19 protein-coding genes and 1 pseudogene are annotated in these 22,078 nt (G+C 68.9%); 17 read left to right on the top strand and 3 right to left on the bottom strand.

Translation table 11 applies throughout. From position 1 onward, the window contains the following. The 7 genes from VFB40_RS13115 to VFB40_RS13085 all read left to right on the top strand — a co-directional run. A partial coding sequence (locus VFB40_RS13115) for a DUF8034 domain-containing protein (protein ID WP_527249194.1) occupies positions 1-1,210 on the top strand: 1,210 nt, incomplete at its 5' end. Continuing rightward, positions 1,207-2,124 (top strand): amidohydrolase family protein, encoded by a 918-nt coding sequence (locus VFB40_RS13110; protein ID WP_324850384.1) that lies wholly within the window; start codon positions 1,207-1,209, stop codon positions 2,122-2,124. The genes VFB40_RS13115 and VFB40_RS13110, both read left to right, overlap by 4 nt. Positions 2,125-2,134: 10 nt before the next feature. Beyond that, positions 2,135-2,473, top strand: coding sequence for an L-rhamnose mutarotase (locus VFB40_RS13105; protein ID WP_324850382.1), 339 nt, complete (start codon positions 2,135-2,137; stop codon positions 2,471-2,473). 90 nt (positions 2,474-2,563) lie between these two features. Then, complete coding sequence (locus VFB40_RS13100) at positions 2,564-4,987, top strand: ricin-type beta-trefoil lectin domain protein (RefSeq protein WP_414642086.1); 2,424 nt, start codon at positions 2,564-2,566, stop codon at positions 4,985-4,987. A 167-nt stretch (positions 4,988-5,154) separates the two neighbouring features. Further along, positions 5,155-6,216 (top strand): zinc-dependent alcohol dehydrogenase, encoded by a 1,062-nt coding sequence (locus VFB40_RS13095; protein ID WP_324850378.1) that lies wholly within the window; start codon positions 5,155-5,157, stop codon positions 6,214-6,216. Further along, complete coding sequence (locus VFB40_RS13090; RefSeq protein ID WP_324850376.1) at positions 6,213-6,974, top strand: SDR family oxidoreductase; 762 nt, start codon at positions 6,213-6,215, stop codon at positions 6,972-6,974. Before VFB40_RS13095 ends, VFB40_RS13090 begins: the two co-directional genes overlap by 4 nt. A 23-nt stretch (positions 6,975-6,997) precedes the next feature. After that, positions 6,998-7,966 (top strand): aldo/keto reductase, encoded by a 969-nt coding sequence (locus VFB40_RS13085; protein WP_349261464.1) that lies wholly within the window; start codon positions 6,998-7,000, stop codon positions 7,964-7,966. 80 nt (positions 7,967-8,046) lie between these two features. Here VFB40_RS13085 and VFB40_RS13080 read toward each other — a convergent pair whose 3' ends face one another. Next, on the bottom strand, positions 8,047-9,201 hold the full coding sequence (locus tag VFB40_RS13080; RefSeq protein ID WP_324850373.1) for an MFS transporter: 1,155 nt from the start codon (positions 9,199-9,201) through the stop codon (positions 8,047-8,049). A gap of 272 nt (positions 9,202-9,473) precedes the next feature. Further along, positions 9,474-10,394, bottom strand: coding sequence for a LysR family transcriptional regulator (locus VFB40_RS13075; RefSeq protein ID WP_324850370.1), 921 nt, complete (start codon positions 10,392-10,394; stop codon positions 9,474-9,476). A 110-nt stretch (positions 10,395-10,504) separates the two neighbouring features. Between VFB40_RS13075 and VFB40_RS13070 the strand changes: the two genes are divergently transcribed. The 7 genes from VFB40_RS13070 to VFB40_RS13040 all read left to right on the top strand — a co-directional run bounded on the left by VFB40_RS13070 (position 10,505) and on the right by VFB40_RS13040 (position 17,421). Continuing rightward, complete coding sequence (locus VFB40_RS13070; protein ID WP_324850369.1) at positions 10,505-11,518, top strand: fumarylacetoacetate hydrolase family protein; 1,014 nt, start codon at positions 10,505-10,507, stop codon at positions 11,516-11,518. Then, positions 11,515-12,513 carry a cyclase family protein gene (locus VFB40_RS13065; RefSeq protein WP_324850367.1) on the top strand — a complete coding sequence of 333 codons (999 nt, stop codon included), beginning with the start codon at positions 11,515-11,517 and terminating at the stop codon, positions 12,511-12,513. Before VFB40_RS13070 ends, VFB40_RS13065 begins: the two co-directional genes overlap by 4 nt. Before the next feature lie 70 nt (positions 12,514-12,583). Beyond that, on the top strand, positions 12,584-13,735 hold the full coding sequence (locus VFB40_RS13060; RefSeq protein ID WP_324850365.1) for an FAD-dependent oxidoreductase: 1,152 nt from the start codon (positions 12,584-12,586) through the stop codon (positions 13,733-13,735). A gap of 5 nt (positions 13,736-13,740) precedes the next feature. Further along, positions 13,741-14,760, top strand: coding sequence for an amidohydrolase family protein (locus VFB40_RS13055; RefSeq protein ID WP_349261463.1), 1,020 nt, complete (start codon positions 13,741-13,743; stop codon positions 14,758-14,760). A gap of 13 nt (positions 14,761-14,773) precedes the next feature. Continuing rightward, positions 14,774-15,709: a VOC family protein gene (locus VFB40_RS13050; RefSeq protein ID WP_324850361.1), complete on the top strand. Its 936-nt coding sequence runs from the start codon at positions 14,774-14,776 to the stop codon at positions 15,707-15,709. Positions 15,710-15,715: 6 nt separating this feature from the next. Further along, on the top strand, positions 15,716-16,681 hold the full coding sequence (locus tag VFB40_RS13045) for a fumarylacetoacetate hydrolase family protein (RefSeq protein WP_324850359.1): 966 nt from the start codon (positions 15,716-15,718) through the stop codon (positions 16,679-16,681). After that, the gene (locus VFB40_RS13040) at positions 16,678-17,421 is read left to right on the top strand and encodes an SDR family NAD(P)-dependent oxidoreductase (protein WP_324850357.1); all 744 of its coding nucleotides are present in this window, start codon (positions 16,678-16,680) and stop codon (positions 17,419-17,421) included. The genes VFB40_RS13045 and VFB40_RS13040 overlap by 4 nt, the downstream gene beginning before the upstream one ends. 165 nt (positions 17,422-17,586) lie before the next feature. On the opposite strand, the pseudogene VFB40_RS28570 reads toward VFB40_RS13040, so the two are convergent. Continuing rightward, positions 17,587-17,814: pseudogene (locus VFB40_RS28570) on the bottom strand (cellulose binding domain-containing protein); the annotation flags it as partial. 639 nt (positions 17,815-18,453) lie between these two features. On the opposite strand from VFB40_RS28570, the gene VFB40_RS13030 reads away from it, so the two are divergent. The 3 genes from VFB40_RS13030 to VFB40_RS13020 all read left to right on the top strand — a co-directional run. After that, positions 18,454-19,869, top strand: coding sequence for a glycoside hydrolase (locus tag VFB40_RS13030; RefSeq protein WP_324850353.1), 1,416 nt, complete (start codon positions 18,454-18,456; stop codon positions 19,867-19,869). A 66-nt stretch (positions 19,870-19,935) separates the two neighbouring features. Continuing rightward, a complete protein-coding gene (locus VFB40_RS13025) occupies positions 19,936-20,184 on the top strand; it encodes a hypothetical protein (RefSeq protein ID WP_324850351.1) in 249 nt (82 codons plus the stop codon). Positions 20,185-20,236: 52 nt separating this feature from the next. Further along, positions 20,237-22,078 (top strand): hypothetical protein (locus tag VFB40_RS13020; RefSeq protein WP_324850349.1); only part of this gene is annotated, 1,842 nt, incomplete at its 3' end.

Genomic DNA, 22,078 nt, shown 5'->3' with positions numbered 1-22,078 from the left:
GATCACCGAATACGTCGGCGCCTGGCGCGAGCGGGCCGCCGCCAACGGCGGCATCCTCCCCGACAACGTCGCCCCCGACGGCACCGTCGGCGGACTGCTCGACGGCCGCTGGTACGGCGGACACTACGGCTGGAACTGGCCACACGGCTGGCACAGCGTCGGGCACGCCGCAGCGGTCGCCGCACTTAGCGCGGCCGCCGTCACCGGAGACGACTCCTTCCTCGACCTGGTGCGCCCGGCCCTCGACGAGATCATCGCCCAAGGCAAGACCCTGTCTTTTGCAGAAGCGGACTCGAGCCTTCAGTCCAAGTGGACCATTCAGTTGCTCGACGACGTGCACACCCCCACGCTGCACGTCCCCTATCGACACAGCGACCGTGGCTGGTTCGACTACAACCCGTTGCCACTGGTCGTTCCCGCCGCGCTCTGGCACCACTCCGCAGACGACGCCGACCTCGAGCGCATCAAGCGGCTGCGTGAGGCCGCTGGCCACGACTGGCGCACCGTGCGTCCCTTCCGCAGCAAGGAGGAATCAGGGCACGAAGAACCCTGGTTCGCCTTCCTCGCCGGCGACGATCCTCAGTACCCGGAGAAGATCCTGGCGGCCGCCCAGGCGCAGGTGCGCCACCGCCTGGCGCGCATGGAGCGCTACCGGGACCTCGACGTGCCTGAGGCTGACATCCACGTCTGGCAGCAGTCCAACCCGGTGGTCACCGAAGCCTTGGTGCAGCTGACCTGGGGCGGACCGCAGGTCATCTACAACGGCGGCCTACAGCAGGCACGCGTGCGCTACTACGACGCCGACGACCGCCGCCCCGGCCTACCGCCCCACGTCGCCGCGCTTGTGTCCAGCATCGACCCGCGAGCCACCACCGTAGAGCTGATCAACCTCGACCCGGAACGCGCGCACACGCTCATCGTGCAGGCCGGAGCCTTTGCGGAGCACACCATCCGCGCCGTCACCTACACGACTTGCGAGGACCCCTCCTGGATCGGCGACCTCTACGACTACGGCCACCGCGAGCCCGACGAAACGACAGACACGGCTGACGTCAACGGGCCCTGGCTCACCGTCGAACTTCCCCGCTCCACACGCGTGCGCCTGACGCTGCAACTCGACCTGCGCACCCGCCCACAGACCTACCGCACCCCGTTCGATGCAAACGCCGACGCCGACGCAGACGCCGACCAACAAGGCGGTACCCGATGACAGCCACGAACCAGAACCCTGACGCTCCGAACCGCCACAGCGCCCAAGCGGTGCTCGACTCGCACGTCCACTTCTGGGATCCCCGGCGCATCGGCTATCCCTGGCTGAGCGAAGCGCCGCCGCTCAATCGCCCCTTCACACCTGAGGCCTTCGACGCGTTCCGGCCGCGCGGCACCTCGGTCATCTTCGTCGAAGCGGGCCGGGCCGAGCAGCACGCCCCTGCCGAGATCGAGTGGGTCCGCAGCGAGTCCGAACAGCACCCGTGGATCGCGGGCGCCGTCGCGCACGTGCCGCTCGAAGGCCCCGCCTCGGCCGAGACGATGATCCGCAGGTACGCCGACGACCCGTTCGTCGTCGGGGTGCGCCGCAACATCCAGGACGAGCCGGCCGGCTTCACCGCTGACGCCGGCTTCCGCGCGGGCGTGCGACTGCTCGGCGAAGCCGGCCTGCCGTTCGACGCCTGTGTACGCGAACATCAGCTCGCTGAGTTGACGGAACTCGCAGCGGCCTGCCCGGGGACAACCATCGTCCTGGACCATCTCGGCAAGCCGAAATCGGCGGCCCCAGGCCAATCTCCATGGCGGCAGGCGCTGCGGCGGCTGGCAGAACGCGGCAACGTCGTATGCAAGCTCTCCGGCGTGGCGACCGAGATCGACCCGAGCACGCCGCGGCCGGCCGTCATCTCCCTGCTGCACGAAGTACTCAACGCCTTCGGCGCCGAACGCTGCCTCTACGGCAGCGACTGGCCGGTGATGACGCTGGCCACCTCCTACGAGGACTGGTTCGACCTGGTCCACGACGCACTCTCCGCGTACCCGACAGCGATCGCCGACGCGGTGCTGCGCACGAACGCACAGCGCGTGTACCGGGCGCGCGCCATCCCTTCCGACGACACACGTCCGGAACTGAGCTGAGAGGACTGGCATGAAGCGAATCGCCCAAATAGCCCGGCTGGTGCCCGAGCGCCGCGAGGAGTACCTCACGCTGCACCGCGAAGTCTGGCCGGGCGTCGAGGCCGCACTGCGCGCCGCGCACATCAGCAACTACAGCATCTTCATCCAGGACGACATGCTCTTCGCCTACTACGAGTACCACGGCGACGACTTCGATGCCGACCTGGCCACCATAAAGGCCGACCCCGAATCGCAGCGCTGGTGGACGTTCACCGACCCCTGCCAGGAGCCCTGGCCGCAGTCCCCGACCGGCAGCCGCTGGCTGGACCTGCCCGAGATCTGGCACCTGAGTGACGAGTCAGGTGCCTGAACCGCCCCACGCGGGCGGCGCACACGCAAGGAAGTTCGACAAGGAAGTTCAACCACGCACATCACCCATGCACGCAGGAAAAGGAAGACAATGACGTCCACCCCCCGGGCCCGCGCCGGCCGTCCTCGGCCGGTAACCGTGAGAACGGCACTGGTCACCGCGTCCGCGACCGCCGCGGCCTGCGCCATCGCCGTCATCCCGACGGCTGCGAGCGCCGCCTCCACCACCACCCTCTTCGTGTCCCCGACCGGCAGCGGCACCTCCTGCACGTCCGCCGCGCCGTGCTCGCTGACCCAGGCGCGCTCGTCCGTCGAGGCCATCGACGGCAACATGACCGGCAACATCGTGGTCCAGCTGGCCGGAGGCACCTACCGCCTCTCCGCGCCGCTGGCCTTCGCCGCCGCGGACTCGGGCAGCAACGGATTCACCGTCACCTGGCAGGCGGCCTCCGGCCAGACGCCGGTACTCTCCGGGGGACAGCAGATCACCGGCTGGACGCTGCACGACTCGGCCAACAACATCTGGTCCGCGCCGATCTCCACCGGCGTCGACTCGCGCCAGCTCTACGTCGACGGCGCGCTCGCCCCGCGGGCCGCGATCTCCATCGCCCGCACCGACGTCGCGTTCACCAGCACCGGTATGACCATCAGGAACTCGAACCTGAACTACCTCGCCAACCTGGCGGAGCAGAGCCGGATCGAGCTGGAGGCGCAGAACTCCTTCACCGACCACTACTCGCCCGTGCAGAGCATCAGCGGCACGACCATCACCATGCAGGAGCCGGCCTGGCAGAACAACGACTGGGGCTACGACACGATCGAGAGCCCCTACGCCGGCGGCCAGCTGTATCTGGAGAACTCCTACTCCTTCCTCAACACCACCGGGCAGTGGTTCATCGACCCGTCGGCCGGACAGCTCTACTACAAGGCGCCCTCCGGCTGGACGCCCGGCGCGCACGACATCGAACTGCCCCGGCTGACCTCGCTGCTGGACATCGGCGGCAGCAGCTACACCAGCCCGGCGCACAACCTCGCCTTCCAGGGCATCAGTTTCCAGCACACCACCTGGCTCACGCCCGGCACCTCGATCGGCTACGCCGACCAGCAGGCCGGCACATTCCTGGCGCAGTCCTACACCACCGAGCCCGCGGACTTCCTGACCTCCTGCAACTCCGGCTGCTCCGGCTTCGAGGCCACCCGCAACAGCCTCGATGAGATTCCGGCGGCCGTGCAGGTCTCGGCGGCGAACAACATCAGCTTCAGCGGTGACACCTTCACGCACCTCGGCGAGGTCGGACTGGGCATCGGCCAGGACGCGAACGCCGTCGCGACCGGTGTCGGCCTCGGCGCCTCGTACGTCACGGCCGACCACAACACCTTCACCGACGACTCAGGCGGCGGCGTCGTCGTGGGTGGCGTGCAGCCGGACGCCCACCACCCCTCGAACGCCGCGATGACGAACCAGTACATCACGATCAGCAACAACACCGTCAACGGCGTCGCGGAAGACTACAAGGAGATGCCCGGCATCCTGTCCACCTACGTCACCCAAGCCGTCATCACGCACAACGAGGTCTCAAACCTCGACTACGACGGCATCGACGTCGGCTGGGGCTGGGGCATCAACGACCCGGGCGGCAGTCAGGACTATGTGAACCGCGGCACCTACAATTACCAGCCGATCTACCAGACGCCGACGACGCTGAAGAACAACATCGTCACCTACAACAAGATCCACGGGACGAAGAAGCTCTTCCACGACGGCGGCAGCCTGTACAACCTGTCCGCCAGCCCGGGCAGCGTGTTCGCCGACAACTACGTATACGACGACCAGTTCAGCATCGGCCTCTATATGGACGAGGGCTCGCGCTACATCACACTGCAGAACAACGTCCTGCAGGACCAGGGCGAGTGGGCGTTCACGAACGCCAACTCCAACAACAACACCGACGACAACACCTTCGCCAACAACTGGTACAACAACGGCAGCGCCAACGTCGCCACCGGCTCGCCGCACAACAACGTGCTGACCGGCAATGTCCAGGTGAGCGGGACGAGCTGGCCGGCCGGCGCGCAGGAGGTCATCAACCAGTCCGGAGTGATCACCAACGGAGGCGTCGGAACCGCCCGGTTCACCGCAGTGGGCGCGAACCGGTGCCTGGACGACCCCAACTCCACCACCACGCTGGGCACCCAGCAGGAGATCTGGGACTGCAACGGCGGCGGCAACCAGGCCTGGACGCGCAACGCTGCCGGCCAGATCTCCCTCTTCAGCGGCAGCAGCCAGCTGTGCCTGGACGCGTTCGGAAACGGCACGACCAACGGCACGAAGGTCGACCTGTGGACCTGCAACGGCCAGACCAACCAGCAGTGGAGCATCAACCCCAACGGAACCATCACCGGCGTGCAGTCCGGCCTCTGCCTCGACGTGACCGGAGGCAACACGGCCAACGGCACCCTGGTGGAACTGTGGACCTGCAACGGCGGCGCCAACCAGCAGTGGAACCTCGGTTGACGCTGCTGCTCCCGGCAACACTGTGAGCCAGGCAAGACCGTGAGCCAGGCAAGACCGTGAGCTCTGTCCGGGGGCCGCGAACCCGAACTGCGGCCCCCGGACAGATCCAATCCGAGATATCCCGAAAGAACGGCGCCGCGGCGCCGCTGTGGAAGGACTTTGACACGATGACGACTACGCTCGCCGCGCGATACACCGGTGCCCGTGTCTTGACGATCGGTGCAGCCGACACAGCCGACGCCGCGCCTCCGGGACCCGGATCCGTCGAGTTGGCCCCGGCCTATGTCGGGATCTGCGGAACCGACCTGCACATCTTCCACGGCGACATGGACGCGCGGGTGAAGGCGCCCGCCGTGATCGGACACGAGATGTCCGGGCGGGTGGTGCGCGTCGGAGCGGGCGTCGAGGGGTTCGCGCCGGGCGACCCGGTGACCGTGATGCCGCTGCGCTGGGACGGGACCTGCCCGGCGTGCCTGCGCGGCAACCGGCACGTATGCCAGAACCTTGATTTCATTGGCATCGACTCGCCCGGGGCGATGCAGCAGCGCTGGACGGTGCCCGCCGACACGCTCGTGCGGCTGCCCGGCTCCCTGCCGCTGGACCGCGCGGCGCTGGTCGAGCCCACGGCCGTGGCGGTACACGACGTGGGCCGCGCCGGCGTGCGCGAAGGCGAGCGGGTCGTCGTGGTCGGCGGCGGCCCGGTCGGCGTGCTGATCGCCCTGGTCGCCCGCTCGGCCGGAGCCGACGTGCGCGTGGTGGAGCTGAGCGCCCACCGGCGGCGGCTGGCCGAGCAGCTCGGCCTGACCGTCTGGGATCCCGCAGCAGAAGACGTCTCACAACTCGTCCAAGACTGGACCGGCGACGCCGGCGCGGACGTCGCCTTCGAGGTCTCCGGCGCCGAGGCCGGCGTGCGGACCGCCGTCGATGTGCTCGCGGTGCGCGGCCGGCTGTGCCTGGTCGCCATCCACCCCCGCCCCCGGGAGGTGAACCTGCACCGTTTCTTCTGGCGCGAACTGACCCTCATCGGCGCGCGGCTCTACGACCGCACGGACTTCGAGACCGCCGTGCGCCTGGTCGCCGAGGACACGATTCCGGCGCAACAGCTGATCAGTAGAGTCGTGCCGCTGACGGAAGCGCCGGCCGCATTCGAGGCCCTGGAGGCCGGCGGCGACGTGATGAAGGTCCTGATTGACTGCACCGACGAATCGGCAGAGGCGGGAGCGGCGTGAACCCCTTCGATCTGACCGGGCGCCTGGCCGTGGTCACCGGCGCGCGTCGCGGCATCGGCCGCGCGATGGCCCGCGCGCTGGCCGAGGCCGGCGCGGACGTCATCGGCGTCAGCGCCAACCTGGAGCCCTCCGGCAGCGACGTGGAGAAGGACGTCACCGCCGCCGGGCGCGCCTTCGAGGCGATCCGCACCGACTTCGCCGACCCGGACGCCGTCCACGCCCTCGCCGAGAACCTGGCCGCACGGGCGCGCCCGATCGACATCCTGGTCAACAACGCCGGCACCATCCGGCGCACCCCCGCGGCCCAGCACAGCGACGCCGACTGGAACCTGGTGCTGCAGGTCAACCTCACCGCGCAGTTCGGCCTCGCCCGCGCCCTGGGCGCCACCATGGTCGAACGCGGATACGGCAAGATCATCTTCACCGCGTCGCTGCTCAGCTATCAAGGCGGCATCACCGTGCCCGGCTACACCGCCGCCAAGCACGCCGTCGCCGGACTGACCAAGGCGCTGGCCAACGAATGGGCGCCGCACGGCGTCAACGTGAACGCCATCGCCCCCGGCTACATCGCCACCGACAACACCCAAGCCCTCCAAGACGACCCGCAGCGCAACGCGGCGATCCTCGCGCGCATCCCCGCCGGACGCTGGGGCAACCCCGGCGACCTCGCCGGAGCCACCGTCTTCCTCGCCTCCGACGCCGCCGCCTACATCCACGGCACGATCCTCCCCGTCGACGGAGGGTGGCTCGGCCGATGAGCACCACAGACGCCCAGCCGCCGATGAACCGCCGCGCGGTCACCGACACCCCGCTCGCGCTGACCGATCTCGGGTTCGGCGCCTCGGTCATCGGCAACCTCTACCGCGCCACGCCCGACGAAGAGGCGCTGGCCGCGGTCGCCGCGGCGTGGGACGCGGGCATCCGCTACTTCGACACCGCGCCGCACTACGGACTCGGCCTGTCCGAACGCCGCCTCGGTGCGGCGCTGCGCGACCGCCCCCGCGACGAATACGTGCTCTCCTCCAAGGTCGGCCGCCTGCTCGTCCCCAACGAGAACCCGACCGGCGTCGACGACGACGGATTCGCCGTCCCCGACGACGTGCGCAGACAATGGGACTTCAGCCGGGACGGCGTGCTGCGCTCCATCGAGGCGACACTGAAGCGCACCGGCCTTGACCGCCTCGACATCGTCTACGTGCACGATCCGGACCAGCACTGGCAGCAGGCCGCCGACCAGGCCATGCCCACGCTCGCGCAGCTACGCGACGAGGGAGTCATCGGCGCGATCGGCGCCGGGATGAACCAGTCCGCGATGCTCGCCAGGTTCCTGCGCGAAACGGCCGCCGACCTGGTCATGCTGGCCGGCCGCTACACCCTGCTCGACCAGGGCGCCCTTGACGACGTGCTGCCCGCGGCGGTGGAGCACGGCAGGAGCGTGGTCGCGGTCGGCGTGTTCAACTCCGGCCTCCTGGCGAATGACCAGCCGGCCGCCGGCATGAAGTACGACTATCAGGACGCTCCCGCGCACCTCGTCGCTCGCGCGCAGGCGATCGCAGAGGTCTGCCAGAGCCACGGCACCACGCTCCCCGCCGCGGCCATCGCCTTCCCATTCACCCACCCAGCCGTCGTCAACGTCACGCTCGGCATGCGCACCCCGCAGCAGGTGGCGCGCAACGTCGAGCTCTACCGGCGGCCCGTCCCCGAAGCCTTGTGGGCGGACCTCCACTCCCAAGGCCTGATCAGACGTTAGCCGCGGCCGCGCGGGCTCGATCCGGACAGCAACGGGGGAGAGTTCCTTCCCAGGAAGTTTCTCTCCCCCGCCGCGAGCCGTCAGGATTCGGCGGCGACGGAGGGCACCTTGCTCCTCGCGCCAATCCGGGAGGCTCCGATAGGGAGCGCAGTGCGAGCGAGAGCCCCCATGGCCAACGCCGCGACGGCGAGCGCGGCCAGGGCCGGGCGCAGACCGCCGAGCCCCGCGCCGAGCGCCGAGACAATCAGCGGGCTGAGGAACTCGCCGAGGAACAGCGCGGCGGTCCACAGGCCGGTGCCACGTCCCCGCTGCGCATAGTCGAGCCCTTCCACAGCCCAGGTCAGCAGGGTGGGCAGCATAGCCCCGGTGGCGAAGCCGGTCACCACGGCGCCGAGGGCGATCACCGGCACCGCGGTGGTGGCGAACACCAGCAGCAGGCCGAGCCCGGCCAAGGCGAATTGCGCGGTGAGCAGGGTGCGGTGACCGCGCCGGATCATGCGGGCGAACAGCGCCGCACCGACGGCGGTGGCAAGCGACATCAGGCCGGTAAGACCCCCGACTGCGGCGGAGGACTTAACCCCCGCACCATCGAGTACGTAGGAGAGCTGCACCAGCAGCACGTAGAAGACGACGCCGCCGAACACGCTGACGGCCGCCGGCACGGCGACCTGTCGCCAGGGCGCGGGCACTTTCGCGGCCTCCCGCTGTCGGGCCGCACGACGCTGCGCGGGCTGCGGCAGAAGGAGCGCCATGGGTGCGGCGAGCAATGCGGCCACCGCGTAGACCCAGAACGGCGCGCGCCAGTCGCCGTTGCCGAGCGCCCCGCCGAGCACGACGAACACGGTGGCGGCAAGCGTGGCGACGAGAGTCTGCAGACCCAGGTACCGGCGGCGGCGCGCACCGGTCCAGTAGTCGCCGATCAGCGTGGTGCAGCAGGTCATGATCGCCGCCTCGCACAGCCCGACCAGGATCCGGCTGACGAGAATGGCCTTCAGGGAGCTGAGATAGAGCGGAGCCGTGCCGAACACCGAGTAAGCCGCCATCGCCGCCACCAGCAGCCGTTTGCGGTCTAGCGCGTCTGCGATCCGTCCGGCGAACGGGGCCGCGAGCGCGATCAGCAGCGCGGGCACGGCCAGCACGAGCGGTACGAGCACTGAGACGCCGGGAGTGCCGGCGAAGTGGTGCGAGATGCGGGAGAGCAGCGGAGAAAGGAGCGTGGCACCGAGCACCGGCATGCAGCTGCCGGCCAGCAGGAGCGCGAGTTGTGCGCGACCGACGCCAGGGGTGTCAGATTCCTGTTGTTCGAGGGACGGCGGCAGGGTGGGGGGAGAGGAAGCAGGCAAGGTGGCCTCGCAGAACGTCGATGGTCAGGAGGAGCGCGGTACACGACCGGCGAAACCGCGCCAGGACCGGCTGCGGTGCCCCTCACTGTGAGCGACGGCGTTCACAAAGGGAAGACGTTTGCATCGATAGCGGATATCCACCGTATGGATAGGGCGGACTCGGGCTAGCTCGGCGATCTCGGCCCGCCGAGTGAGCCACCGACACGTGCGACGGTTTCACGCAACCAGACGTGCGCGGCGTCGCGCGTGTGCAGCGGGTGCCACCACATGGCCTCCTGCACCGGCACGGCGGCGAACGGGCAAGGCAGGATCCTGATCGGCGCGGTGCCGGCGACCAGGTTCGCCAGGCGCTCCTGGAGCAGGGCGACGCGCTGGGTGCCCGCCAGGAAGTGCGCGATCAGCTGGAAGCTCTGCACCGAGACCTCCACGCGCGGGCTGACCCCGATCATGCTGAGCTGGCGCGCTGCCGGCGCGTCGTACGCACGTTGATACACCACCCAAGGCAGCCGGCCGAGATCGCCGATGGTCAGCACCTCGCCGACCTCTGGATTGTCGGGTGCGGTGACGCAGACCCATCGGTCCTGGAAGAGTTCGACTGCGGGAAAGCCGTCGATGATGCCGTGCGGCATGAGCAACCCGTCCACGGTGCTCAGCGTGCTGCCGGTGTCGTCCACGACCGCGGACGTGGCCTGCTGGAAGGTCAGCCGCACCGCCGGGGCCTCGCGGTGCAGCACCTGGGCCAGTTTCGGGCCGAAGACCGCTGCTCCATAGTCCGTGCCGAGCAGCGTGAACTCGCGGCCCTCGGTGGCCGGGTCGAACTCGGCTTGGCTGGAGAAGACCCGCTCAAGCAGGTCGCACGCGGTGCTCGTGCGTTCCAGCAGCGCGGTGCCGAGCGGGGTCAGCTCGTACGTCCCGCCGACCCGGGCCAGCAACTCGTCGTCGAAGTGGCGGCGCAGCCGCGCCAGCGCGGCGCTCATCGCCGGCTGGCTCAATCCCACCCTGCGCGCGGCGCGGGTCACGCCGCGCTCCTCGAGCAGCGCGCGCAGCGCGACCACCAGGTTCAGGTCGAGTCGGGCCAGGTTCACCGCAGCTCCCAGGTCATATCCACGCCGTCGATTCCAACTATCAGAAGAATCGATTTCCCTGATCACGACGTGGCAGCCACAGTAGCCGAAGAGACCAGGAAGGCAACCTTGTGGAAACCCCCTCGCAACGCTCCGAGCAACCCTCCGCGCCGTTCGCGCTCGGCACTTTCCAGACCGCGGACGCCGGCGACGCGTTCCCGGGCCTGGTTGTGGGCGACCGGGTCCTCGACCTGCGTCAGGCATTGCCGAGCGCGCCGACCGACCTGCTCGCGGTGCTGGCGGAGTGGCAGGTGACGCTGCCTGAATTGCATCGGTTGGCTTCAGACCGCTCGCGGCCGGGACACGCGCTCAATGGGCTTCGGGTGCTCGCCCCGGTTCAGCCGCGGCAGATCTTCCAGGCGGGGGCCAACTACCGGCAGCACGTGATCGACTTGGAAGTCGCGCACCGCTCTCCGGACGACCCGCGCTCGCCGGAGCAGGCCCGCGCCGAAGTAGCCGCGGTCATGGATCGGCGTGCCCGTGAGGACCAGCCCTACGTGTTCATCGGTCTGCCAAGCAGCATCACCGGGCCGTATGACGATGTCGAGCTGCCGTCTTGGGCGGCGAAGCCGGACTGGGAGCTGGAACTGGCTGTCGTGATCGGCTGCCGCACGCACCGTGTGGAGACCGCACAGGCGCTCGACCATGTGGCCGGGTACACCATCGCCAACGATCTGACCGACCGGGCCTCGGTGTTCCGTCCCGACATGCCGGCGATCGGGACCGACTGGCTGCGCAGCAAGAACGCCCCCGGATTCACTCCGCTCGGCCCTTACCTGGTGCCCGCCGAGTTCGTCGGCGACCCGGGCGACTTGCAGGTGACGCTGACGCTCAACGGCCAGACGATGCAGGACGAGTCCACCAAGGACATGCTCTTCGGCGTCGCCCGGCTGATCGCGTACATCTCGCAGTACGCCGTGCTGTGGCCCGGTGACCTGGTGCTCACCGGCAGTCCGGCCGGAAACGGCCTGCACTGGGGGCGCCTGCTGCGCGACGGCGACGTCATGGAGGGCACCATCACCGGCCTCGGCGGACAGCGCACCCGGTGTGTCGCGCCGCGACAGGCACGGGGGAGTGCGCAGTGACGTTGGCTTCGACTTCGCCTGAGACGCCCTTGGACCGCACGGATCCAGAGGGCGAGATAGCCAAGGCCGCCGCCCAGTATTCCAACTGGGGCCGCTGGGGAGCGGACGACGTCCTGGGCACGCTCAATTTCCTGACATCGGACGCGCGCGCCGCCGCGGGCCGGCTGATCCGCACCGGGCGCAGCTTCTCCCTCGCGCAGAGCTTTGACATGAACGGCCCGCAGAAGGGGTGGCGGCGGCGTACGAACCCGGTGCACACGATGCTCGACACCGGAACGGACGCGGCGGCCGGGAACCAGGGGTTCCCGCACGGCATCGGCGGCGCCGACGACGTGATCGCGATGCCGTTGCAGTGCTCGACCCAATGGGACGGGCTCGGCCACATCTTCGACCACGGCCGCGCGTGGAACGGCCGGGACGCGGCCGCGACGGTCACCTCCGACGGCGACCGGGTCACCGGGATCGAGCACATGGCCGCACATGTGGCCGGCCGAGGCGTTCTGCTGGACGTCGGCCGCGTGCTCGGCGACGAACGGGGCGAACTGCCCGACGGCTTCGCCATCACCGAGGACCACCTGCGCGCGACCATCGACGCGCAGGGCGCCGGCTCAGGCGTCGGGCGCGGCGACATCGTGCTCGTCCGCACCGGGCAGCTGTCGCGCGCCCGGCGCGAGGGCTGGGGCGACTACGCGGGCGGTCCGGCTCCCGGGCTCTCCTTCACCGCCGCCGGCTGGCTGCACCGCACCGAGATCGCCGCGATCGCCACCGACACCTGGGGCTTCGAGGTGCGCCCGAACGAGTTCGAGCACTCCTTCCAGCCGCTGCACCAGGTCGCGATCCCGCACCTCGGCCTGCTGATCGGCGAGATGTGGGACCCGGACGCCCTGGCCGCCGACTGCGCCGCGGACGGCGTCCACGAGTTCTTCCTCACCGCCGCGCCGCTTCCGATCACCGGTGCGGTCGGCTCACCGATCAACCCCGTCGCGGTCAAGTGACCGCTTTAGCCGCATCCCCCGCTTCCGCCGTCTTCCCGCGGCCGCCACATCCGCTCCTGGAGAGTCAACGATGACCCAGCCCTCAGACTCAGCTTCGTCGCCGCGCCGCGTCCTCGTGATCGGCGCCGGTACCTCCGGCAACGCCGCGGCGATCCTGTTGCGCCGCGCCGGTATCGACGTCGACCTGGTCGAGGTCGCATCCGACGGGAACGCCGCCGTCGGCTCCGGCATCACCCTGCAAGGCAACGCACTGCGCGTGCTGCGGGAACTCGGCGTCTGGGAGCAGGTGCGACGCGAAGGCTACGCGTTCGACGAAGTGGGGATCACGATCCCCGACGGCACCGTGCTGCATGTCCAGAAGGACATCCGCACCGGCGGCGACGACCTGCCCGCGACCCTCGGCATGCAGCGCCCGCGCCTGCAGCAGATCCTGCTCGGCGCCGTGCGCGCGAGCGGGGCCGACCTGCGGCTGGGTGTCACCGCCGAGGCACTGGTCCAGGATCCGCACGGCGTCACCGTCGACTTCAGCGACGGGCGGACCTCCCGATACGACTTGGTCATCGCCGCGGACGGGCTGAACTCCAGGACGCGCGCCGCGATCGGCATAGCGCAGAAGCCCGAACCCACCGGCATGGCGATCTGGCGCGTCGCCGCGCCCCGTCCGCTGCAGGTGACCCGCACCGACCTGGCCTACGGCGGTCGCTGCTATATCGCCGGATACTGCCCGACCAGTGAATCAACCCTTTACGCCTACCTCGTCGAAGGATGCCACCACCGCACGTCCCTCGATCCCGCGTCTTACGCCGCCCGGATGCGCGACCTCGCGGCCGGATACGGTGGCGTGTGGCCGCAGATCGCCAAGAGCATCACCGACGAGGCGATGGTCAACTACACGTGGTTCGACCGCTTGCTCGTCGAAGGATCGTGGCACCGCGGCCGCGTCGTGCTCGTCGGCGACGCTGCGCACGCGTGTCCACCGACCCTCGCCCAAGGCGCCGCGATGTCGCTTGAGGACGCTCTCGTGCTGGCAGAACTGCTGACCAGCCGTGAGACCTGGGACGGCCAACTGCTGCAGGAGTACTACGAGCGGCGCATCGCGCGCGTGCGTCCGGTCGTCGACGCCTCGGTGCAACTCGGCCAGTGGCAACTCGACGGTGTGCGCGACGCCGATGTGCCCGGACTGATCGGTCGCACCCTGAGCCCGCTCAAGGAGCGTCCCTGATGGCCATGCATCCGGTCGCCTCCAGCGCGTCGCACACCGTCGACGTACACGCACACGTTCTCCTCCCCGCCGTCGAATCACTCGTCGCGGGCCGACCCGGCTTCGCCGAGGCGAAGGCGCTCGACGCCCGGCGCAACGGCCCCGAGGCGCTGGCCGTCAGCGGACCCATGGTCGCCGAACGCATCCCGCTGCTCACCGACGTCACCCAGCGCCTGGCGGCCATGGACAAACAAGGAATCGACGTTCAACTGGTCAGCCCGTCCCCGTCGCACTACCACTACTGGACCGACCCCGGCACGGCACGGACGGTGTGGCGGGAGGCGAACGTCGCGACGGCCGCGCACTGCGCGCAAGCCCCAGACCGGCTGCGCGGCCTCGGCCTGGTTCCGCTCCAGCACCCCGACCAGCTCGTCGAAGCCCTCGAACACGCCCTCGCGCTCGGCCTGCTCGGCGTGGAGATCTCCAGCCACGCGCCAGGACGCGACCTGAGCGATCCGGCCTACGAGCAGTTCTGGGCACACGCCGAACAGGCCAATGCCCTGATCTTTCTGCACCCGTTCGGCTGCACCCTCGAGGAGAGGCTCAACCGCTGGTACCTGTCCAATTCAGTCGGACAACCGACCGAGAACGCCGTCGCGCTCTCTCATCTGATCTTCTCCGGAGTCCTCGACCGGCATCCCGGTCTGCGGATCGTCGCGGCGCACGGCGGCGGCTACCTGCCGGTCCACATCGGCCGGGCGGACCGAGCCTGGAGGGTGCGGCCCGATGCTCGCGGCTGCGCGCGCGAACCAAGCAGCTACCTGCGCAGCCTCTACTTCGACTCGCTCGTGCACGACAGGGCCGCCCTCTGGTCCCTCGTGCGCGCCGCCGGGGCCGACCGGATCCTGCTCGGCTCGGACTTCCCCTTCGACATGGGCAGCGAAGACCCGCTCGGAGATCTGCGCGCTGCCGAACTTCCGCCGTCCGCCCACGACGCGATAGCCGGCGGCAACGCCGCCGCGCTGCTCGACCTCCGCTCAGAGTAAGGACACGATGACGATGCCCAGATTTCTGACCCACCTGCGTCACGTCGACCTGGCCGTTCCGGACTACGATAAGCAGCTCGACTTCTACTCCGGCGTCTGGGGCCTGACTCCGGTGGTGAAGGATCCCGGGATCGCGTTCCTGGCCGCAGAAGGATCACCCGAGCAGTACGTCATCCGGCTGCGCAAAGCCGACGAGAAGCGCGTGGACCTTATCTCTTATGGCGCGGCGACGCCCGCCGACGTTGACGCCCTCGCCGCGCAGCTCGCCACCGAAGGCGTCACGCTCATCACACAGCCCGATGCCATGCAGACTCCCGGCGGCGGCTATGGATTCCGCTTCTTCGACGTGGACGGGCGCACCATCGAGGTCTCGGCGGATGTCGCAGCACGCGAACATCGCAGGATCGAGGAGAAGGAATCGATCCCGGTGCGTCTCTCGCACGTCGTGGTCAACACGCCCGACCTCGACCGCACTCGTGCCTGGTACGAGCGCCATCTCGGATTCCGGCTCTCCGACAGCCTTTCCTCTCCGCACCTGGGCGAGGTGATGCACTTCATGCGCATCAGCACCCAGCACCACTCCATGGCGCTCGCCCGCGGCCCGCACACTTCGCTGCACCACGTCTCATTCGAGATGCGCGGCATCGACGAGTACATGTACGGCACCGGCCGGCTGCTGCGTGCCGGAGTGCGCAAGATCTGGGGTCCAGGACGCCATCTCGCCGGGAACAACACCTTCTCCTACTTCCTCGACCCGCACGGCAACACCGTCGAATACACCACCGAACTCGAAGAACTCGACGAGGACGCCTGGCACCCGCACGTGTACGACTTCTCCCAGCCCGAGGTCACCGACCAGTGGGGGACCGCGAACCCGATGAACGAACTGATCGCCAAGGAGTCCTTCAACGACGTCGACCGCGGCGTGTTCGTCGCCCCGCCGGTCTGAGCCGCCATGCGCTTCGTCACCTATCAGCACGACGGGCACGTCTCCTGCGGCGCCGTGGACGAGATCGACCGCATCCATCCGCTTCCGGGCGGTGCTCAATTGATCGACCTGATCAGCACCGGTACGGACGCACTGCGCGCCGCTGGAGCTCAGGCCTTGGCGGGCGATCCCGGTCCGCCGGCGAACCAAGTCCGCCTGCTGGCGCCGATTCAGCCGCCGACCATCCGCGACTTCGTCACCTTCGAAGAACACGTAGAAGGGGTGCGGCGCAGCGTCGATCGGACGCGCGGCGTCCCCGACGCCTGGTACGACGCACCCACCTTTTACTTCACCAACCCCTACGCCGTGATCGGCGCCCATGACGACGTGCCGATGCCGCCCGGCGCGCACGTGCTCGACTTCGAGCTCGAAGTCGCCGCCGTCGTCGGGCGCGCGGGACGCGACCTGACTCCCGAACAGGCGCGCGACCACATCGTCGGCTACACGGTCATGAACGACTGGTCAGCTCGCGACCTGCAATCTCGTGAGATGCAAGTCGGACTCGGACCGTGCAAGGGCAAGGACACCGCCACCACGCTCGGCCCGTGGCTGGTCACCGCGGACGAGCTCGAGCCGTACCGCGCCGCCGACGGATTCCTCGCACTCGCCCTCGCCGCCGAGGTCAACGGCGAGGTCGTCGGCCGGGATCTGCTCTCGAACATGAGCTGGACATTCGAGGACATGGTCGCCTACGCCTCACGCGGCACCGAGGTGCGCCCCGGGGACGTCCTCGGCTCCGGCACCTGCGGCAACGGCGGCTGCCTGGCGGAACTCTGGGGCGTACGCGGCGAGCAGACCCCGCCGGCATTGAAACCCGGCGACCTCGTCACGCTCACCGCACAGGGCATCGGCACCACCGCGAACACGGTCGTCACCGGCGCCGAGCCTGTCCCCGTGCCCCTCGCCCGCAAACGCCCGCGGACCCGGCCATGATCAACCTGTTCGGCAAGGTGATCGTGGTGACCGGAGCCGCACGCGGCCAAGGCGCGGCCGAGGCCGCCCTGCTCGCCAAGCACGGCGCGACAGTCATCGCAGTGGACAGCCGATCCGCACCGGGCTGCCTGCCTCTGGACGTGACCGACGCCGATCAATGGACGGCGCTCACGACCGAACTGCGCGACACCCACGGCCAGGTGGACGGCCTGGTCAACAACGCCGGCGTGACCTGGCGCGCCCGTCTCGACGAAGTCGAGCCGCGGGATTTCGCCCGCGTCCACGCCGTCAACGTCACCGGCCCGCTGCTCGGTATCCAGCACCTCGCCCCGCTCATGCCCCCGGGCTCCGCGATCGTCAACATCGGCTCCACCGCCGCGCTCACCGGCCACTACCCGGTCGCCTACACCGCGAGCAAATGGGCGCTGCGCGGCCTGTCCAAGGCCGCCTGCCTCGAACTGGGCCCGCGCGGAATCCGCGTCAACACCATCCACCCCGGATTCATCGACACCGAGATGACGGCATCCGCCGATCCAGCGTTCCGTGCCGCCAACGTCCGCGAAACCCCGCTCGGTCGCACCGGTACGGTGCATGAGGTCGCACCCCTGGTCGCATTCTTGTTGTCGGATGCGGCCTCGTACATCACCGGCGCCGAGATCGCCGTCGATGGCGGACTGACCGCCCACGGCGGCGTCAAGTCCCTCTCCGACGCACTACGGGCTGACGGGCCGTATAGCTGACGGGCCGTATATCAGCCCGGCGAGACCGAGCGGCCGTTGACTGTGAGGCGCGCGGCGCGGAGGGCATGCGCACCTCTCCGCGCCGCGCACTGCGGCGTGACTTAGAACTGGGTGAAGAACTGCCACGTCAGGCCGGGAAGGCAGGTTTGCCGGCCCTTCACCGACTGACTCGAACTGCCTGAGCATGTCGTCGACGAAGGTCAGGTCGCGGCCGTTGGTGTTGGCCCAGCCGTTGTTGATGCCCTGCGGCGCGACGAAGATCGTCGAGTTGTTCGAGAGCCGCTGGAGGCCGTAGTAGGACCAGACGCCGGCCAGGACCGTGCGCCCGGTCGCCGCGTCGGTCGCGGTGCCGCCGAGCCAGTGGAAGGCGAACACCAGCCGGTAGGGGCGGGTGTAGTTGTAGTTGTTGATGTAGACGGCGACCTGGGCGCCCTGCCCGGCTCCCCAGGTGACCTCGGCCAGCGCGCCGAGGTTGCCGACGTTGTCGACGAGCACGGGCAGGTCGAGCCGGCCGGCGAGCTCGTCGCGGGGGCGCACGCCCACCCAGCGCCCGCGCGCGCGCCGGTTGACCCCGGGCGAAAGAGTGTCGGCCAATAGACGCTGTTCGACGACCGTTCGACAGGCATAACGCACTTTTCGGACACATTTGTTCAGCCCGTTGACGCAAAAGGGGGCCAGGTCTCAGCATCGGCCGTGCGGTTGTGCGATCGCATGATCGCGAGCTGCGGCGAAGCCGCGCAGTTTGCCGCCCTCATACCCACACTCGCCCAAGGACGTGCGGAAATGAACCACAGCTGGTGCCCGGGCTGAGCCGCCCACCAGGGCTGTTAACGCTCACATCAATGGGATGTCGCCGCTGCCGACATCCGGGCTGCGATGCGCCGATTCTGTCAGGCGACTGCTATCCATCCGCGCCGTCGCAGAGCACGGGCGCAGTGGCCTGATTTACCGCTAGGCGCTCATCAAACGATCCATCACGGCACGAACGAAGCCGTCTTCACCCACCGGATGACGGCTGACAGGGAGTCCACCATGTCCAGAACCACACACCGCGCGCGCTGGATCACCGCTGGGGCGGCCGGCGTCGCGGGCATCGCGTCGGTGTTCGCGTTCGGCGCACCGGCGAACGCCGCGCCCACGGTGACCATCGGCGGCAGCTCGTATCAGAAGATCGACGGATTCGGCATCTCCGAGTCGTTCAACATGGCCAACGCGATCCGGGGGTTGGGCGCGTCGGCGCAGAAGCAGGCGCTGGACCTGCTGTTCAGCACCTCGAACGGCGCCGGCTTCAGCATCGTGCGCAACGACATCCCGTCCGGCGGCGACTCGATCGAGCCGACCAGCCCCGGCAGCCCCTCGGCCACGCCGCACTACGTGTGGAACCCGTCCAACGGGGGGACGGAGGACGGCCAGCTGTGGCTGGCGTTGCAGGCGAAGAACAACTACGGAGTGACCAACTTCTACAACAACGCCTGGACGCCGCCGTCGTACATGACCAACAGCGCCGACAAGGGCGGGCTGTGCGGCGTGCCCGGAGTGTCCTGCTCCTCCGGTGACTGGCGTCAGGCCTATGCGAACTATCTGGTGCAGGACGCGAAGTTCTGGGCCTCGGCCGGCGTGACGCCCTCGACGCTCGGGTTCGTCAACGAGCCGGCGACCAGCACCAGCAGCTTCGGCAGCATGCTGTTCACACAGTCGCAGGCGGTGAACTTCCTCTCCGTGCTGGGGCCGACCCTGCGATCCGCGGGCCTCTCGACGAAGATCACCTGCTGCGACACGCTCGGATTCAACCAGCTGCCCAGCTATGTCAGCGCCGTGGAAGGCAACTCCGCGGCCAACGCGGCGGTCGGGGTGTTCACCAGCCACGGCTACTCGGGCGCGCCGACCTCGCCGATCAGCTCCGGCGGCCGTCCGGTCTGGGAGTCGGAGTGGTCGATCAACGGCAACACCTGGGATCCGTCCTGGGACGGCGGCGGCCAGGCCGACGGCTTCAACTGGGCGAAGAACGTCTACACCGCGATGACCGGCGGCAATGTCAACGCGTTCTGCTACTTCTGGGGCATCAGCACCACCAGCCATGACAGCTCCCTGATCGGTCTGAGCGGCTCCACGCTGAGCCCGGCGAAGCGGTACTACTCGCTGGCCAGCTACAGCCGGTTCGTGCGGCCCGGCGCGACGCGGATCTCGGCGGCCAGCGGGAACGGCCTGGACGTGGCCGCGTTCAAGAACACCGACGGCGCGGTCATCGTCGAGGTCCTCAACACCAACAGCGGCAGCACGTCGGCGACCTACGCGGTCTCCGCGGCGGGGCTGTCCAGCGGGACCGTGACCCCGTACCTGACCAACTCGGGCAACAGCCTCGCCCAGCAGGCCGCGATCTCGCTGAGCGGCGGCGCGTTCACCGCGTCCGTGCCCGGACGTTCCCTGATGACCTTCCGCGTCCACTAGGCGGGCGAAGACCGCTCTCGACGAGTCGCCCGCCGCCGCGCTGCCGGCGGAAGAGGGGCATCCATCATGCGAAGTATCAAGGTTCGAGGTCGGCCGGGGACGCTGCTGGCTGCCGGCGATAGGCCTGGGCGGCCTCGGATCCACCGCACCCTGGTCTCCACCCAGCTGCTGAACAACTCCTCCGGCAGCTACATCAACCTGCCCAAGCCCACTCAGGACAGCGGCGGCATGCATATCACCGTGCCGTCGAGCACCGCCCCGTTCAGCGCCCTGGCCTGCCCGGTGAAGCTGACCTTCTCCGGACAGATCCCGTAGCAGGCCGCGCCCGGCGACGAAGTACCGATGATCTCAAAGGAGAGATATCCGCATGAACAAACGAACGCTGACACGGCGCCAGCGCGCTCGCCGCTCCCGTGCTCGGGTCGCCGCGCCGACGGCCCTGGCACTGCTGGCCGGGATCGCGATGACGGAGGGCAACGCGTACGCCGTCGCGGCGCACGCGTCGGTCTCCGGCTCGGGCATCACCGCGACCGTCAACGCGGACGGCAGCTATCAGATCCAGACCTCGCGGCCGGCGTCCTGGACGTTCTCCGGCTCGGTCGGGCACGCGGTGACCAGCCAGAGCACGACCTCCGGCAGCGACGCGATCGGCGCCTATCAGGAGATCGGCTTCAGCTACACCGACAGCGTCGCGCGCTCAGCCAGCATCCGAGTGTATCAGAACACGCCTAACGTGTTGTTCACCTCGACGACCCGGTCTTCCGTGTCGAACTCGTCCTCCGCCGGCACGCCCTTCCCGTCCTTCTCCACGCCCGGGCTCTCGTACCGGGAGTCCTTCCAGGACGCCGCGTGGTCGCCGTACCAGTTCGGCGGAACCCCGGCGCACGACAGTCCCGAGCTGGCCTTCGACAGCCAGGGTCACAGCTTCCTGATCTCACCCGCGGACAACTTCGGGGCGGCGAACCTGAGCCGTAGCAGCGGCGGCACGGTCACGGCCGGGATCGTCTCCAGCGTCGGCACGCTGCCGTCCGGGTTCACCCACCGCACCTTGCTGACGCTCGGCAACGGCGTCAACACCACGTACAGCACGTGGGGCAGTGCCCTGATGGCACTGGGTGGCAAGCAGCCGATTCCCAACGACGCGAACGACACCCTGAACAAGCTCGGTTACTGGACCGACAACGGCGCCACCTACTACTACAGCTACAACACCTCGCTGGGGTATCAGGGCACGTTGGAAGCGGTGGCCAAGGACTTCGCGAGCAAGGGCGTCCCGCTCGGGTACATGCAGCTGGACAGCTGGTGGTACCCGAAGGGTTCGGCCGACAGCTGGACGCCGAATTCGGGCGGCGAGTACGTCTACCGCGCGGCGCCGCAGCTGTTCCCGAACGGCCTCGCCGCGTTCCAGCAGCAGCTCGGCCTGCCGCTGATCACCCACGCCCGCTGGATCGACTCATCCAGCCCGTACCGCTCGCAGTACACGATGTCCAACAACGTCTCGACCGATCCCGTGTTCTGGAACAGCACGATGAGCTACCTCAAGAGCTCCGGGGTGGTCACCTACGAGCAGGACTGGCTCTCGGCGCAGGCCCAGCCCAACTACAACCTGAACGACCCGAACGCGTTCATGGGCAACATGGCCGGTTCCGCCAACGCCCAAGGCATCACGCTGCAGTACTGCATGGCGCTGCCCTGGAACAACCTGCAGAGCACCCTGTATCAGAACGCGCAGACCACCCGGGTCGCGCTGGACCGCTTCGACCGCAGCAAGTGGGACAACTTCCTGTTCGACTCGCGCTTCGCCAGCGCGGTCGGAGTGTGGCCGTGGACGGACGTGTTCATGAGCACTGAGACGCAGAACCTGCTGCTCTCGACCCTGTCCGGCGGCATGGTCGGCGTCGGCGACGCGATCGGGAAGGAGAGCACCTCGAACCTGCTCAAGTCGGTGCGCGCGGACGGTGTGATCGTCAAGCCGGATACCCCGATCATGCCGATCGACAGCACCTATGCGGCGGTCGCGGCGAGCAGCGCCGCGCCGATGGTGGCCGCGACCTCGACCGGGCACAACGGGCTGCGCGAGGCATACGTGTTCGCATACTCGCGCAACAACGGCAGCCAGTCGGTCAGCTTCAGCCCCGACAGCCTCGGGGTGAGCGGGCAGGCATACGTCTATAACTACTTCACCGGAACAGGCCGGCTGGTCTCGGCG

Origin of the sequence: Actinocrinis sp. (genome assembly GCF_035650855.1) — a bacterium.
Classification (GTDB): Bacteria; Actinomycetota; Actinomycetes; order Streptomycetales; family Catenulisporaceae; genus Actinocrinis.
Note: the sequence above shows the minus strand (reverse complement) of the source record. Positions and strands in the feature narration are given on the sequence as shown.